Consider the following 17,727-nt stretch of genomic DNA (forward strand, 5'->3'; position numbering starts at 1 on the left):
CTCCTTGGTACTTACTTTAGTTGATCAAACATTCCTCTTATATCTAATTCTCCATATCCATAACTTTGATTTGGATACACAATTTGTGACTCTCTTTTTGCTCCAGCACTTAAATAAGTTCTTATCTTTTGAACAAATGCCTTATCTGGATAATTACCATCAACTAAAATGTATTGAAGAAAAAGTGCTACAGCTCCAGATACATGTGCTCCTGCTGCTGCTGTTCCTGTTATTTTTGCATACTTATTTCCTGGATATGGAGCTATTATATTAACTCCAGGAGCAACTAAATCGGGTTTACTTAAGCTGCTTATACTCGGTCCTCTTGATGAAGTTGGCCATATACTACTGTTTATAGTATCATATGCACCTACCGCAACTACATCCTCATATACAGCTGTAAAATTCACAGTGTATGAGGGGTCAGTTTGTGTAAATTTAGTTCCTGGTTTTAAAAATACTCGATTTTGTAAATATGCATTATATCTTCCATTAGTTATATATTTTCCAGTTAATTGTATTTTCCATATTCCTTTTTTAACATTTGTTAGCCTTATAATTGTTAGTTGCTGCCCAGAATCTACATTTGGATACATGTAGCTTATTGAATATCGAGTTCCCTCTAGATCAAATAAGCCATCTGCTACACCAAAATTTGATACATCAATTTCTTTGCTTGGTTCTCCTGTAGGAGTTATAACGGCAACATTTATTTTGTCAGGCTTATCAACCCAAAACTCTATTTGTATCTCTTTTTCATCCTCTGCTAACTCTAATTCTATAATTTTTGTCTCGCCCTTAAAACTAATATTTCCTATTGCATGTGTTTGTGTATTACCTTCATTCCCAACGCCCGTTACTGTACATACACCCCTTTTAAAGAAATATTTTTCTGCAAGAACCCTAGCACTTAATCCTACCATTGAGTTACTCCCTATTGATAAGTTGACTACACCTGCTATGTTAGACCTATATGTTTTCTCTTCTATATAATTTACTGCTGCAAACAATGGTCCATTATTATAAAATCCATTTAATTTTTTCAATTTAATTACTATTAGTTCAGCTTCTTCTGCTACACCTGCATATTCTTTATTTACATTCCCAAGTCCAGCACATATCCCACTTATCATTGTTCCAGTTCCTTCTTCATCTTTTGATAAGCTATCATCTTTATCTGCGATAGCTTTATTTATATCCTCACGAGTATATTCAGTTCCTATAGAATACCCCTTTGGTGGATTACCATCTTTTGTTTGGTCCCATAAGTACACTATCTTAGACGTTCCATCTGGATATATAAAATCTTCGTGTAAATAATCTATTCCGGAGTCTGCTATCCCAATTATAACTCCTCTTCCAGTTATAGATATATTTGGGTTATTCTTAAAAAAATTTGCTCCTATTTCTTCATTTGCTACTACTCCTCCTGATATTCCCTGACTGACTTCTCCTAGTGGTGCTAGCACTACATTTCTTTGTGATCTTATTACCGAACTTAGATTTAAAACACTATCTAAGTCCTTTATATTTTGATCTTTTGTATATATAACACCAAAATCATCAGCAATTTTATAATATTTATATGGGGTATTTAATTGTTCAAATTGTTCTTCAAAATTAGGTCTATGAACTACATTAAGTGTAGGTACTAAACCTTCAAAATCTATTTCTCTATATATTTTTTTTTTCTTTTTTCTAAAAAGCATATCTTGTGGAATTTCTTGAAATACTGTGTTTAAATTTATATTTGATAAATCTAAAAAACCATATCCTCTCGAGTTATTTGGGTATGTGTAATTAGGGCTTCTCCTTGCGTATTGTATAAGTAATGCTTTCATTTTTTGAGAATATAAATATAAATCATTTCTTTTAACTATTCCCCATTCCATTAAAAGTGCTACCGAACCCGTTACATGAGGAGTTGCCATGCTTGTTCCTGTTAATGCTCCTGTATTTCCTCCTGGCAATACCGATACTATATCCTCTCCTGGTGCTAATATATCTGGCTTATATATACCATTTTCTATATCACCTGATCCAGAAAATATTGATACATTATCTGTCCTTGAATTGTAGCTTCCAACAGTTATAGGCTTTGTAGCAGTTCCTGGTACAGTAACAGTTCCTACTCTGTCTGGTATTAAAAATCTAGTATCTCTACTAAGGCCCTCTGATGTTGGTAAATATATATCAATATTTCCTGTTATCACATTTTTAGGTATAAATACAATTTTCCATATTCCAGGCGTAATGCTTGTGTTTGAGCTCATCTGAATGGTTACCCGTCTTATTAAAGAGTAAGGCGTTATTGGATAAAAATATCCCTTGATTTTTGTACTACCTACAATATTTTTAACTTCTCCAGATTCTCTTGATATTGCCTGAGTCTGTAAATTGGATGGATTTACTAAATGCACGCTAAAATCATCTGTAAAATCTGGCCATATATTTATATTTAATAATTTTTCACTTGGTCCTACAACGAATTCAACTTCTACCTCTTTATTATCACTTTTAATGTTTATATTTTTGTGTCCACCTTTATCTCCATTATTTCCTGCTGCTATTACTATATTATTTTTCCAAAAATTACACATCTCATCTATATATTGTTCAAATAATGATAGTCCCGTATGAGAACCTTCATTACTTCCATAACTTATATTTATAGCTACTGGCATTTTTAATTCTAATGATCTATCTAATATAAATTTTATACCTCTCATAAATTCTGTGCTCTTTGAAAATGAATCAGTAACTCTACTACCAACCCTCACAAATATTATACTTGCATCACTTGCTATTTCTGCACAAATTCCGCTTACATGAGTTCCATGGCTACTAGTTATTGGTATTGGTATTTTAATTTCTCCACTTATCGCTTTATTTATATCTTTATTTGTATATAAAGATCCTTCTTTAAAACCATCTGGAGGATTACCTGGTATAGATTGATCCCAGTAATAAAGTATCTTGGAATTTCCATCTTTATCTTTAAATACCGGCAAATTATAATCTATACCCGAGTCTATAATTCCAAGTATTGCTCCTTTTCCGCTTAAGTTATTGTTTTGTCTAAATTTTATTATTCCTGTACTTGAAAAGCTTTGAGTGTCTTGCGTCTCTAGTATAAATGGTTGTTCTATATACTCTATTTCTGAATAATCTAAAAGGCTCTTTATTTGCTGTGGTGAATCTGCTGTTATTATTGCATAGTTGTATCCTAAGATTTCTACAGATACACCTAATAAACTTTCAAGTTTTAATATATCTCCATTGTATTTAACTACGACTTCATAATTTATTTAAATCACCCCTTTTTAACTAAGTATTGTGCCATGAGTATATTTATTTCAAATATCAATACATGCTAGAGCCTACTTTAGTTGATCAAACATTCCTCTTATATCTAACTCTCCATATCCATAACTTTGATTTGGATATAAAATTTGTGAATCTCTTTTTGCTCCAGCACTTATATACGTTCTTATCATTTGAACAAATGCCTTATCTGGATAATTATTATCAACTAAAATATATTGAAGAAAAAGTGCAACAGCTCCAGATACATATGCTCCTGCTGCTGCTGTTCCTGTTATTTTTGCATATTTATTTCCTGGATACGGAGCTATTATATTAACTCCAGGAGCGACTAAATCAGGTTTGCTTAAACTGCTTATACTTGGTCCTCTTGATGAAGTAGACCATATACTACTGTTTATAGTGTCATATGCACCTACCGAAATTACATCTTCATATACCCCTGTATAATTTACAGTATATGATGGGTCAGTTTGTGTGAATTTTGTTCCTGGTTTTAAGAATACTCTATTTTGTAAATATGCATTGTACCTTCCTGTAGTTATATATTTTCCAATTAATTGTATCTTCCATATTCCTTTTTTAACATTTGTTAATCTTATAATTGTTAGTTGTTGCCCTGAGTCTGAGGTTGGATACATATATTGTATTGAGTATCTAGTTCTTTCTAAATCAAATAAACCCTCTACTAAACCAAGATTTGATACATCAAGTTCTTTACTTACATCTCCTGTAGGTGGTATAAGTGCAACATTTATTTTATCAGGTCTATCAACCCATAATTCTATGTATATCTCTTTTTCATCTTCTGCTAACTCTATTTCTATAAATTGTCTCTCATTCTTAAAGTTAACATTACCTAATACGTGTGTTTGTGTATTACCTTCATTCCCAACACCTGATACTGTACATATTCCTCTTTTGAAAAAATATTTTTCCGAAAGAACCCTAGAGCTTACTCCTAACATCGAGTTACTTCCTACTGATAAATTAACTACACCGGCTATATTAGACCTATATGTTTTATCTTGTATATAACTTGTTGCTGCATATAATAATCCATTATTATAAAAACCATTTAATTTTTTTAATTTAACTATTATTAATTCTGCTTCTTCTGCTACACCCGCATATTCTTTATTTATATTTCCAAGCCCAGCACATATCCCACTTATCATAGTTCCCCTACCTTCTTCATCTTTTGATAAGCTATCATCTTTAGCTGCTATAGCTTTATTTATATCCTCACGAGTATATTCAGTTCCTATAGAATACCCCTTTGGTGGATTGCCATCTTTTGTTTGGTCCCATAAGTACACTATCTTAGACGTTCCATCCGGGTATATAAAATCTTCGTGTAAATAATCTATTCCAGAGTCTGCGATACCAATTACAACCCCTTTTCCAGTTATAGAAACATTTGGATTATTTTTAAAAAAATTTGCTCCTATTTCTTCACTTGCTACTACTCCTTCCGATGTTCCCTGGCTGACTTCTCCTAATGGTGCTACCCACACATTTCTTTGACCTCTTATTACTGATCTTAAATTTAAAACGCTCTCTAAGACTTTTATATTTTGATCTTTTGTATATATAATACTAAAATTATCAGCTACTTTATAATGTTTGTATGGGGTATTTAGGTTTTTAAATTCTTCTTCAAAATTAGGTCCATGAAGTATATTAAGTGTTGGTACTAAACCTTCTAAATCATTTTCTACTCTGTGTGTATTTTTTTTAATTTTTCTCACAAAAATATCTGCTGGAATTTCTTCAAATACCGTATTTAAATTTATATTTGATAAATCTAAAAAACCATAGCCTCTCAAATTACTTGGATATGTATAATTAGGATTTCTTCTTGCGTATTGTATAAGTAATGCTTTCATTTTTTGAGAATATAAATATAAATCATTTCTTTTAACTATTCCCCATTCCATTAAAAGTGCTACCGATCCTGTCACATGAGGTGTTGCCATACTAGTTCCTGTTAGTGCGCCTATATTTCCTCCTGGCAATACTGATACTATGTCCTCTCCTGGTGCTAATAGTTCTGGCTTATATATACCATTTTCTATATCACCTGTTCCAGAAAATATAGACACATTATCTGTCCTTGAATTGTAGCTTCCAACAGTTATAGGCTTTGTAGCAGTTCCTGGGACAGTAACAGTTGCCACTCTATCTGGTATTAAAAATCTAGTATCCCTACTAATACGTTCTGATGTTGGTAAATATATATCAACATTTCCTGTTATCACATTTTTAGGTGTAAATACCATTTTCCATATTCCAGGGGCAATACTTGTATCTGAGCTTATTTGAATAGTTACCTGTCTTGTTAAAGAATAAGGTGTTATTGGGTAAAAATATCCTTTAATTTTCGTATCGCCTATAATATTTCTAACTTCTGGAAATTCTCTTGATATCGGCTGAGTTTGTAAATTAGATGGGCTCATTAAATTTACGCTAAAATCATCTATGAAATCTGGCCATATATTTAGGTTTAACAACTTTTCACCTGCCCCCACAACAAATTCAACGTCTACCTCTTTATTATTATTTCTTTTAATATTTATATTTTTATGTCCACCTTTATCTCCATTGTTTCCTGCTGCTATTACTATGTTGTTTTTCCAAAAATTACACATCTCATCTATATATTGTTCAAATAATGATAGTCCAGTATGAGAGCCTTCATTACTTCCATAGCTTATATTTATAGATACTGGCATTTTTAATTCTAAGGCTCTATCTAATACAAATTTTATAGCTCTCATAAACTCTGTACTCTTTGAAAATGAATCAGTAACTCTACTACCAACCCTCACAAATATTATACTCGCATCATTTGCTATTTCTGCACAAATACCACTTACATGAGTTCCATGACTACTAGTTATCGGTATTGGTATTTTAAGTTCTCCATTTATAGCCCTATTTATATCTTTATTTGTATATAAAGACCCGTCTTTAAACCCGTCTGGAGGATTTCCTGGTATTGATTGATCCCAATAATAAAGTATCTTAGAATTTCCATCTTCATCTTTAAATACTGGCAAATTATAATCTATGCCCGAGTCTATAATTCCAAGTATTGCTCCTTTTCCAGTTAAGTTGTTATTTTGTTTGAATTTTGTTATACCTGAGCTTGAAAAACTTTGAGTGTCTTGAGTTTGTAGTATAAATGGTTTTTCTATATACTCTATTTCTGGATAATCTAAAAGACTCTTTATTTGCTGTGGTGAATCTGCTGTTATTATTGCATAGTTATATCCTAGAACTTCTACAGATACACCTAATAAACTTTCAAGTTTTAATATATCTCCATTGTATTTAACTACTACTTCATAATCTATTTAAATCACCCCTTTTTAGCTAAGTATTATCATATTAAATATTTTCACTATATATATATGTATTAACAATGCTTTTATTGTATAATACATATATTGATTTAATTTAATTTTGAAAAGGATGTGTTATATTGAAAGATAAAAAATTTCATCTAAGTATAGTGATTACGATAGTATTATCTTATATTTGTATTAAATTTATAGACAGCTATCAATACTTCTTTGATGTGCTTAGATTATTATTATCGCTACTTACGCCTTTTGTAATTGCATTTGTGTTAGCTTATATTTTTAGCCCTCTTGTTAATTTCTTAGAGGTTAATCTAAAATTTAAAAGAATCTTTGCACTTCTTATTACATATGGGCTTTTAATACTTCTGTTAGCTTCTTTTGTATTATTTACAGCTCCTATAATAATAAGTAATTTGGCTGATATGGTAAATCAATTTCCATTATATGCTCAAAAAACACAAGCTTTTGTTTTTGACATTGCTGATAGTTTGAAAAATATCGATCCAAATACATTAAAAGAATTCGCTGACAAAGCTATGTCTGCAATGCCTGAAATTAGTAATTTACTTATTGGGTATTTAGGACAAATTTTTAGCACTACTTTTTCTATCTCTAAATTTATAGTACAGTTTATTTTAGCGTTCATAATTTGTTTTTATATTTTACTTGAAAAAGAAAGTTTCTTTTCTTTTTATAAAAAATCATTAAATATTATTTTAGGTAAAAAATATGCAAAATTAACATTAGATGTTGGGTGTACTTTAAATACAAATATAGGAAAGTATTTTACAAGTAAAATACTAGATTCATTTATAGTTGGACTATTGTCTGCAATTGGACTTTATTTTATAGGTTCAAAATATTCATTATTATTTGGTACTTTAATTGGTATTATGAATTTAATTCCATATTTCGGACCTGTAATAGGTATGGCTCCTGTTGTTTTAATAAACTTATATTATGATCCTCGTATAGCTTTATTTTCACTACTTTATTTAATATTAGTTCAACAAATTGAAGTAGCTGTCATTGAGCCTAAAATAGTCGGTGGTCAATTAGGACTTAGTCCGTTTTTAACTATACTTGCAGTTACTGTAGGTGGAGGATTCTTCGGTATTCCTGGTATGATTTTATCAGTTCCTATAATGGGAGTTATAAAAATATATTTAAGTGAATTTATTGAATACAAACATAAAAACATTATTTAATATTAAACTTTTTAAAATAAAGAGAATATAAGTATATACTTATATTCTCTTTATCTTTTTTATTCTAAACAATGTTTTTTTATGCATAAATTTAAATTTTTATAAATAACAAGTCCTAATACTTATAAATATTTAAGTTTTTGCTAATAATTATATTAAAATAATATTTTAATATAATTACGAAAGATGGTGCATTATGAAAAAAGGAATTATCGTTTTATGTGTTTTATGTTGTAGCTTCCTTTTAGTACAACCCCTAAATCAATTAAGCTTTGCTCAAACTAATCCAAAAGGCGTTTCAATTAAGCATAAACAACTGACACAAAAACAAGCAAAACAACTTCTCTTAAAATATAACAACAAAGTAGACTATATCTATCAAGGAGATTCTAGTCAATTTGAGGCACTAAAAAATAAAAAACTTCAAGGATATGTTTTTTTACCAGATGTTGAAACTGACATTGGTTATTTCGTTGACAAAACTAATTGTAATATTTACTTCTTCCATCCAAGTGGATACCTTGAATTAATCACTAATTCTTAATATGCAATAAAATTTTATACATATTACAAAAGAGTTGCCTTTAATTAAAGACAACTCTTTTTATTTAAAATTATTTAATACTATTTTCTATCATACTTTTTATATCAACAGCGGGCTTATCCTCTACCTTTACAACTTCACCTTCCCAAGTTCTTATCATTATATAATCCGTTCCTTTTGATATTAGATATTGTGGTAATAAAGGTGTCTTTCCTTTTCCCTTTGGTGCATTTATTATATATGTTGGTATTGCCATTCCAGAAGTATATCCTCTTAAATACTCCATAATTTCTAGCCCTGCATCTACTGATGTATTAAAATGAGCAGTTCCTCTTACATGCTTACTATGGAATATATAATATGGCTTTACCCTTATTTTAAGCAGTTGCTGATTTAAACATCTCATTACATATTTATCATTATTAACACCATTTAAAAGCACTGCTTGATTTCCTAATGGAACTCCACTATTAGCAAGTTTTGTACAAGCTTCTTTAGTTTCTTTAGTTATTTCCATCGGATGGTTAAAATGTGTATTTATATATATTGGATGGTATTTCTTTATCATATTACAAAATTCATCTGTGATTCTTTGTGGCATTGTAACTAATGTCCTACTACCTAGTCTTATATAATCAACATGTTCTATACTCCTGATTTCACTTATTATCCACTCTAACATTTCATCATTTAATGCTAACGGATCTCCACCGGTTATAAGCACATCTCTTATTTCTTCATTATCTCTAATATAATCTATGGACTCTTTTATAGCATTTTTACTTCTATGGCAATCTTCTTGTCCTATATTTCTTCTTCTTTGACAATGTCTACAATACATTGCACATTCATTTGTTACATTTATTATTAATCTATCTGGATATCTTCTTGTTATGCTGCCTGCTGGATTTGTAAATTCCTCACCCATTGGATCTAAGTCTTCTTGTGAATGCTCTAATTCTATATATGATGGTATTGACATTAGTTTTATAGGGTCATATATATCATCAGGATCTATTAAACTTAAATAATACGGTGATATAGCCCATCTGAATTGGCTTTGTACTTGTTTTATTTGACTTATTTCTTTATTTGTTAATTTTAATAACTTAGCTAATGTATCTACATCGCTTATTCGATTAGATAATTGCCATTTATAATCATTCCAATTTTCTTGTGTTGCGCCTAATGTATTTAATATATGCTCTTTTCTTTTATTTATTTCATTTTCATTCTCAATTCCCTTTGGAATAGAATCTTTTATATCTATATAATCTTTTATTCTTGACTTAAGCTCTTTTGCTCTTTCTAGCGAAATTTTAGTTTGTTCATTCATAAGTTGTATACTAAGGCTTTTTTACCTTAATATTACCTCCTTTACTTATGTGATTAGTTTTTTAATAGTCTGTAAATTTCCAATTTAGAAATTTATTTTGCTTATTTGCATCTTAACTTGCAAATTAATTTATTTTAACTTTAATTTTATCATATATATTTATCACTTTCAAGTTATGTCAATTTAAAATTTAATAACTTCATGTATTAAAAAAAGATTATCTCTTTGTCGAGATAATCTTTTTAATGCTAAGCATTTTCTTCAATTTTTTTGCTAAGTCTTCCTACCATGTTTTTAGAAAAATTTGATATATCCTCAGGGATACATGTATAAGTTGCTAACATACTGTAAATCTCTATAGCTCTTTTATAGTCTTTTTTTCCTGTATAAGCCTTAAATGCCTCTGAAGCTAATGCTTTGGACGATTCATTTATTTGTTCATATCTTCTTTTCAAAGTAATCTCTCCCCTAAAGTACAGTATATCTACTTATATGTGTTTTTAGGATTGTTTATTACTAAGTTTCCGGATTATTTTCTTCGGTTACTTTTTCTCTTTTTATTTTTATTATATTACTATCTTTAGAATATTTATCTCCTTGTTTTGCTTTTATGTATACATCTAGGTCTACATCTGTATCTTCAAGGTTGATTGTATATTCATTTGCAGAAACTGAACTTTCAATTAACGTAAATCCACTATCTTGTGCTAAATTATTTTTTACATAAATACTATATTGAATATCTTTCATAGGTATAGCATTCCAATTAAGCTTAGCAGTATTACTTTCTTCATTTATATAAGCCTGTAAGTTTTCAACTGCTATATCATCTATATCTTCTTTAGGCGGACCTATATTTACAATATTACTTGGATCAGTATTCAATCCTGATTGAGTTTTTCCTAATACATACATACTCAAGCTTGGAATTTTTCCATCAATCAAATCTACTTCTATTGTAGTTTTTACTTTTTTAGAAGATTTAACATCTTTCTCTTTTATATTTACAGATTTAACTACTTTAAATTTAGATTCTTGTAATGAATTATTTCTTAAATAAACATCATAGTCAAATATACCCTCTATATAATCCCATGTAAGTGATACTTTAAGCTTATTATCAATAACATTATAATCTACATTTAAATTTTCTATTTTATTATTAGTTAAAGATTTTTCTACCACTTCAACTGTGATTATTTTGCTTTTATTGTCACATATAACTCTTACTTTTTCGGTTCCATTTCTAATACCTACTATAGTTCCATCAGGGTCTAATCTTATTGCCCTTTGTATTGATAGTTTGTTTTCAACTAATTCATATTTAACTTTAGGATGTTTTAATCCTTTAGGACTTGTAGTTATCTTAGGATCTAATTTCTTACTTTCATCAACTTCTATTTTTACGTTAGTTGCTATGTCTATTTTAGCAACCTTAGCTTTTATATTATTATATTCTAAAACTTCTTCTTTATTTTTTGCCTTTATGTAAACTTTGGCACTTCCTACGCCTATAGCCTCTACTTTATTATCTACAATTTTTATAACACTTTCATCGCTACTTTTATATGTAACTTTTTCTTTTTTCTCAAATTTATCATAATCTACTTTAAGTGTTGTATTTATATTCGCAACATCTCCAACGTATTTCAAGTCATTATCAGACTTTACAATTATGTCTTTAACCTTTGGGTCCACAACCTTTACATTAGCTTTTCTCAGCACCCTAGAGTTCTTCATAATAGCAACTGCTGATGTACCTTCTTTCGTTGCTACTAATTCATTTTTATTTTCTATTTTTAAGACTCCACTATTATCTAAAACATTAAACCAAATATTTGGATCCTTAGCATATGATGGTATAGTTATGTACTCTCCACTTGATAAAGTTGCTTTATCATTTAATTTCATTACAAATTGATCTATATCTAATATATAGTCACCTTCTGCTATCTTAATTTCTACTCCTTTTACCATTGGTCTTAAAATCCCAACTTTAAAAAAGTAATATTGGGCAATGATTAGTATAGGTATCGATATTAATATTAGAAATTTCCTATATTTTTTATCTTTTATAATTCTCATTTCACCACTTCCTAAATAAAACTATTCATTTTGTATTATCTATTTAATAAATTAAATATAATTTAGACTTATTAATTATTATGATTTTTAATTTTTATAAATTCTCTTTTTAATTATAATCAATTGTTCTAAAATTTAATCATTATATTTATTATAACAGAGTTTATACTTATGAAAAAAGATGTTCTAAAAAATCTTAGAACATCCTTTATTACATTTACTCATTTTTTATATTTACGTTATATTTTTCTGATAAATTATCTAATAAATTACTTTGCTTACTGTAAGATAATTTAGTTTTTAATTCTTCTTTTACTGTATCAAAATCATCTTGTTTCTCATCTGTTTTTTTAATTATATGATATCCAAATTCACTTTCTACTATATCTTTACTTATTTCTCCTGATTTAAGAGCAAATGCAACTTTCTCAAATGGCTCTACCATCTGTCCTCTTGCAAAGAAATTCAAATCTCCACCGTTTGAAGCACTACCATCTTGAGAATATTCTTGTGCTAAACTTGCGAAATCTCCTCCTGATTGAGCTTTCTTTAATATTTCTTGTGCTTTTTCTTTATTTTTTTTCTTTTGTTCTTCACTTACAGCTTTTCCGTTATCATCTTTATTTGAAATTAATATATGAGATGCTCTTACTTTTAAGAACTCATCTTTATTTTTATCATAGTAATTTTTAACTTCTTTATCACTTACTTGTGTAGATTGTTCCATATATTTTGATGCTATCAATTCTTTTTTCAAGTCTTTTTGTATATCTTCTTTAGACAGCTTAAATTCTTTTAAGTATTCTTCCTCTGTGATTGTGAAATTTTGAGACATGCTCTCCATTAAATTCTTATACTCAGCTTCTATTTCTTCTTTAGTTGCATCAAGCTTATCTTTTTTAGCTTCAAGATATAACACTTCTGTAGTAGTTATATAATTTGTCATACTTTCTTCATACGTCTTTATTTCTTCATCCGTTAATTGTTTTTTTCCATTTATATAAAATAAAGGTTCCATTTTTTTCTCAAGGTCTTTTTCCGTTATTTTAGTATCCCCTACTGTTGCTATTACCTTACTGCTATAGTTTTTAGATGTTGCAGGTAACTTTCTTCCTGCATCTTTTCCTACGCTAAACCCAATACCTAAACATAATACCCCAGCAACTGCTGTTATAGCTATCATCTTTATATTAAATTTTGATTTTTTATTTAGTTTTATACCCTCATCTTCATTTTGCTGTGTTTCTTGTTTCACTTCATTTTCTTCATTCATAAACTGATTTACTAAGTCATCTTCATTTGTTTGATTTGATTTTTTTTCTTCAGACATTTATGTCCTCCCTAATATTTACTTTATAATTCTATTTTATATTATATTTACTTTGAATGTGTGAATGTAAAATGAAAGTATAATGAATTTAATATGAATTTAAATATTTCTTAAACTATATCTTATTTCATTTCTTCCAACTTTAGTATCATTATGCTTTAGCATATATACTACTTCATTTTTTTCTTTATTAATAAATGTTGCACATTCATCTAATGATTTAAATATCTCTATAACTTCCCCCTTTTTATCTACTAGTTCTATCTTTTTCTTCCCACCCCTTTTAATTATAGACTTATATTTTTTAAAATAATCATCGTATTCTTCATCTATACATTCAAATGTATAGTGCATTTTTATTGGTTCGATTTTTTCACTACATAAAATTTCGTCTCTTTTAGACTCCGACATCTTAGTTGTAAATATTTTATTGTTTAATAAACTTAAAATTTGAGACGGTGTTTTAGTATTTTCTAAATAGTTTATGTCTTCTTCTCCTGATAACTTTAGTTCTTTACTTAAATAATTTATAGCTTCTCCTAAATAATCTGTATATCCATATTTTAGGTTTTCTTGTATATATTGTACAGGAATTTTAAGTTTTTTACTACATTCTTTATGTGTTTTAAAAATTTGTGGCTCTTTAGTGTATACGTCTATAGCCTTTATACTTTGTCCTCTTTTAATCTTTATCTCTTTTATGTATTCTTTGTCTTCTTCTGTCAAAGGTTCTTGTATTTTTTCTTCTATAGATTTTACTTCCTCTTGATTACATTTTTTAATATATTCAACTTTTTCTTTGATTGTTTTTTCTTCACATACATCTGGTACAGTAGTTTGCTTTATAATTTCTTTATTTTGTTCTACTAAATTTTTCACACGATTAATAAAATTTTTTATCAATTATTTTTTCCTCCCTAAATCTAGTCAATATTAAAGTTTTTTATGTATTATTCCTTATATTATATTACTAAAATTTAGAGTATTAGTAAACTAATTGAAATTTTTATTTATTTATTTTCAAATTTCATATTATTATAAAAATATTATTTGGCATGTGGTAATAATAGTTACATATATATTTAATTTTTTGCTATAATATAAAAAAGTTGTTTTTTTTTGTAAAAAATAGTCGTAAAGGTGGTAAGGTTATGGTTACTAATTTAATTGAAGCTAATAAATGTATTATTTGTAAAAATGCTAGGTGTCAAAAAAATTGCCCTATAGATACTCCAATCCCGCAAATAATAAGTTTATATAAAGAAGGAAAATTCGAAGAAGCTGGTAAAATACTATTTGATAATAATCCTCTATCATCTATATGTGCAGTAGTTTGCCCTCATGAGGATCAATGTAGTGGAAATTGTATAAAAGGAATTAAAGGTGAACCTGTGCATTTCCATGATATAGAATATGAGATTTCTACTAAGTATTTAGAAAATATAAAACTACAAAAAACTAAGAAAAATGGAGTTAAGGTTGCCGTAGTAGGTTCTGGACCAGCTGGTATAACTGTAGCTTTAAACTTAGCTAGTCGTGGATATGATGTTACTATATTTGAAAAAAATGAAAAAATAGGTGGTATACTAACTTATGGTATTCCGGCTTTCAGATTACCACGATTTAATATTTCACTATTAGAAAAAAGATTAAAAGAATTAGGAGTTAAGATTAAAATTAATGCTTTAATAGGACCGGTTGTAACTTTAAGTAAGTTATTTGAAGATGGATATAAATCTATATTTATAGGTACTGGAGTTTGGAATCCTAAAAGATTAAATATAAAAGGTGAAACTTTTGGACACGTTCATTATGCAATAGACTATCTAAGAAATCCTAACAGTTTTGATTTAGGTAATAAGGTTGTTGTTATAGGTGCTGGAAATGTAGCTATGGATGCTGCTAGAAGTGCTAAGTACTACAATTGTAGTGATGTTTCTGTATGTTATAGACGTGATTTTGAAGATATGTCTGCTACTAAGCATGAGATTTGTGAAGCAAAAGAAGAGGGAGTTTTATTTAAAACATTTAAATCTCCAGTTGAAATAGTTGATGAGGGTATAATATTTGAAGATACTAAAAAAATTGTTAATGAAGATGGCTCTACATCTTTAGTTACAATACCTAATAGTAAAAAATTATACGAATGTGATAGTATTTTGATTGCTATAAGCCAAGTTCCTAAAAATACTATAGTTATAAATAATAAAGGGCTTGATGTAAAAAAAGGCGGCCTTATATTAACTGATGAGGCAGGTCTTACTACTAGAGAAGGTGTGTATGCTTGTGGTGATGTTACTAATGGCGCTAGAACTGTAATTCAAGCCGTTGTTGATGCTAAGAGAGTATGTGATTCTATGGATGCATATTTGCAACAATTTATAACATCTAATTAGATACAAAAACACTACTCAATTTGAAATTTAATTGAGTAGTGTTTTTTAATTATTATTTTTTATTTTTAATTATAAATGGTATCATTATTACCGTTCCTACTAAAGCATCTATCATATCTATAATAGTATCCTTTAATCCGCCGACTTGCATATTCATACCAAAATAAGTATCTAGGAAAAACTCAGCTATCTCCCATAGACTTGCTACTCCCATACTAAACATAAATAAAAATATTATTAAAAACACTTTATTTAAATCTTTTAGCTGATTTTCATTATAGAAAAACGTTATTAATGAAAAAGCTACAGTACAACTTATTAAACCTGACCATACGTGTAAAAAATCATCATAATGACTTATATCATAAAAGTTATAGCAAGACCCTAATAAAGATGAAATCATTATAAATAACGCACTCACTATATATAAATTATCACTTAATAATTTTTTATTTTTCTTATTTATAATAACTAATGCAATCGTTGCGGCTACACAAAATACTATTATAATAATATTTATAACTTCTTTTTCTTTTATAACTATTACTGCTGAAAAAGCATACATAATGTACAATAACAAAGTTATGTACTTTGTAAGTTTGTTTTTATCCATAGTGCTACCCCGTTTCCATTTTTATTACTACATTTCTATTTCACTAATTGTATCTATTTTTAGGATATAGGTCAATATTATAATACGCAAATTATTACTAATAAATTAATAATTTTAAACAAAAAAATAAACCCTATTAGTTAGGGTTTACTTCTTATTTCTATAAATTATTTAATCCTTCATTTAAATCGTTTATTATATCTTTGGCATCTTCTAGCCCAACAGAAATTCTTATTAATCCTTCAGTTATTCCAGCTTCAGCTCTTTCTTCTGGAGTATATGGTGAATGAGTCATTGATGCAGGATGTTGTATTAATGTTTCACAATCTCCTAAACTAACTGCAAGAGTACATAAATTTAATGAATTTAATAACTTTTTACCAGCTTCAAGTCCACCTTTAACTTCAAACGCTATCATACCTCCTGGCATATCCATTTGTCTCTTAGCTAACTCATATTGAGGGAAGCTTTCAAGTCCTGGATAACTAACCATTGTAACATTTTTATGTCCTTCTAAGAATTTAGCTACTTCCATAGCATTTTTCGTATGTCTTTCCATTCTTATTTGTAAAGTTTTCATACCTCTTAGTATTAAATATGAATCAAATGGACTTAATACAGCCCCTGTCATATCTTTTACTCCAAATAATCTTACTTGATTTATAAAATCTAATTTACCAACAGCAAATCCTGCTATAACATCTCCATGTCCATTTAAGTATTTAGTAGCTGAGTGAAGTACTACGTCAGCACCAAATTCTAGCGGTCTTTGTATAAATGGTGTACAGAAAGTATTATCAACAAATACTAAACAATTTTCATTTTGATGAGCTACATCACATATAGCTTTTATATCTATTAATTTTAAGTCTGGATTTGCAGGTGTTTCTAAGTAAACTACTCTAGTAGTTTTTTTCATAGCTGCTTTTACTTCTTCTATGTTTGATGCATCAACAAAATCTACTTCTATACCAAATCTTGTTAATCCATGATTTAATAATGCAAAAGTACATCCGTATAAAGTCTTACTAGCTACTACATGGTCCCCTGCTTTTAAAGCTGTCCATAAAGCTGAACTTATTGCTCCTATTCCTGAGGCTGTAGACATACAAGCTTCTGCTCCTTCTAACATAGCTACTTTTTCTTCTAATTGACTGTTAGTAGGATTTCCTAATCTTGAATATATATATCCACCTTCTTCTAAAGCAAATCTTCTTCCACCTTGTTCTGCACTATCAAATACAAATGTTGATGTTTGGAATATAGGTGTTGTTAATGCACCTGATACTGGGTCCTTATGATGTCCACCGTGTATTGCTTTAGTTGCGAAGCTCATAGTTTCTAAATTTTTCATTTTAGTTCCCCCCTAGATATTATATCTTTATTAAACATTCAAAAACCTTTTCCTCTCACTTGAAAATAGAGTAGCACTCCATTTTCACTTTGTAAACAAATTTTCATAAAGTTTAATTTTTCATAATTTTCAACAACTTACAAGTATTCTAAATTATATTTTATCTAAA

The 17,727-nt window shown here is 28.6% G+C and carries 12 protein-coding genes; 3 read left to right on the forward strand and 9 right to left on the reverse strand.

The annotated features are described in order from the left end of the window. Window positions 1-11: 11 nt before the first annotated feature. Window positions 12-3,308: a bifunctional germination protease/germinant receptor pseudoprotease CspBA gene (gene cspBA / locus QOZ84_RS03430; protein WP_284131887.1), complete on the reverse strand. Its 3,297-nt coding sequence runs from the start codon at window positions 3,306-3,308 to the stop codon at window positions 12-14. Between the two features lie 72 nt (window positions 3,309-3,380). Then, complete coding sequence (gene cspBA, locus QOZ84_RS03435; protein WP_284131888.1) at window positions 3,381-6,683, reverse strand: bifunctional germination protease/germinant receptor pseudoprotease CspBA; 3,303 nt, start codon at window positions 6,681-6,683, stop codon at window positions 3,381-3,383. Between the two features lie 128 nt (window positions 6,684-6,811). Here cspBA (QOZ84_RS03435) and QOZ84_RS03440 point away from each other — a divergent pair, with 128 nt between their 5' ends. Both QOZ84_RS03440 and QOZ84_RS03445 read left to right on the forward strand, forming a co-directional pair. Then, window positions 6,812-7,900: an AI-2E family transporter gene (locus QOZ84_RS03440; protein WP_284131559.1), complete on the forward strand. Its 1,089-nt coding sequence runs from the start codon at window positions 6,812-6,814 to the stop codon at window positions 7,898-7,900. 196 nt (window positions 7,901-8,096) lie between these two features. After that, window positions 8,097-8,444: a hypothetical protein gene (locus QOZ84_RS03445; protein WP_284131560.1), complete on the forward strand. Its 348-nt coding sequence runs from the start codon at window positions 8,097-8,099 to the stop codon at window positions 8,442-8,444. 70 nt (window positions 8,445-8,514) lie between these two features. Here the strand turns inward: QOZ84_RS03445 and eam are convergent, their stop codons facing one another. From eam to QOZ84_RS03470, 5 genes are all read right to left on the reverse strand, one after another. Beyond that, window positions 8,515-9,780 carry a glutamate 2,3-aminomutase gene (gene eam, locus QOZ84_RS03450; protein ID WP_284131561.1) on the reverse strand — a complete coding sequence of 422 codons (1,266 nt, stop codon included), beginning with the start codon at window positions 9,778-9,780 and terminating at the stop codon, window positions 8,515-8,517. Window positions 9,781-10,028: 248 nt separating this feature from the next. Further along, window positions 10,029-10,235: a hypothetical protein gene (locus QOZ84_RS03455; RefSeq protein WP_026901724.1), complete on the reverse strand. Its 207-nt coding sequence runs from the start codon at window positions 10,233-10,235 to the stop codon at window positions 10,029-10,031. Between the two features lie 61 nt (window positions 10,236-10,296). After that, window positions 10,297-11,865, reverse strand: a complete 1,569-nt coding sequence (locus QOZ84_RS03460; RefSeq protein WP_284131562.1) for a hypothetical protein — start codon at window positions 11,863-11,865, stop codon at window positions 10,297-10,299. A 217-nt stretch (window positions 11,866-12,082) separates the two neighbouring features. Continuing rightward, window positions 12,083-13,195, reverse strand: a complete 1,113-nt coding sequence (locus QOZ84_RS03465; protein ID WP_284131563.1) for a peptidylprolyl isomerase — start codon at window positions 13,193-13,195, stop codon at window positions 12,083-12,085. 99 nt (window positions 13,196-13,294) lie between these two features. After that, the gene (locus QOZ84_RS03470; RefSeq protein ID WP_284131564.1) at window positions 13,295-14,098 is read right to left on the reverse strand and encodes a hypothetical protein; all 804 of its coding nucleotides are present in this window, start codon (window positions 14,096-14,098) and stop codon (window positions 13,295-13,297) included. 248 nt (window positions 14,099-14,346) lie between these two features. Between QOZ84_RS03470 and QOZ84_RS03475 the strand changes: the two genes are divergently transcribed. Then, on the forward strand, window positions 14,347-15,591 hold the full coding sequence (locus QOZ84_RS03475; RefSeq protein ID WP_284131565.1) for an NAD(P)-dependent oxidoreductase: 1,245 nt from the start codon (window positions 14,347-14,349) through the stop codon (window positions 15,589-15,591). Between the two features lie 52 nt (window positions 15,592-15,643). Here QOZ84_RS03475 and QOZ84_RS03480 read toward each other — a convergent pair whose 3' ends face one another. Together QOZ84_RS03480 and megL are read right to left on the reverse strand one after the other, a co-directional pair. After that, window positions 15,644-16,204 carry a DUF2238 domain-containing protein gene (locus tag QOZ84_RS03480; RefSeq protein ID WP_284131566.1) on the reverse strand — a complete coding sequence of 187 codons (561 nt, stop codon included), beginning with the start codon at window positions 16,202-16,204 and terminating at the stop codon, window positions 15,644-15,646. A gap of 160 nt (window positions 16,205-16,364) precedes the next feature. After that, the gene (gene megL, locus QOZ84_RS03485) at window positions 16,365-17,558 is read right to left on the reverse strand and encodes a methionine gamma-lyase (RefSeq protein ID WP_284131567.1); all 1,194 of its coding nucleotides are present in this window, start codon (window positions 17,556-17,558) and stop codon (window positions 16,365-16,367) included. Window positions 17,559-17,727 lie beyond the last annotated feature (169 nt).

It is taken from the genome of Romboutsia sedimentorum (genome assembly GCF_030131845.1).
Classification (GTDB): Bacteria; Bacillota; Clostridia; order Peptostreptococcales; family Peptostreptococcaceae; genus Romboutsia_D; species Romboutsia_D sedimentorum.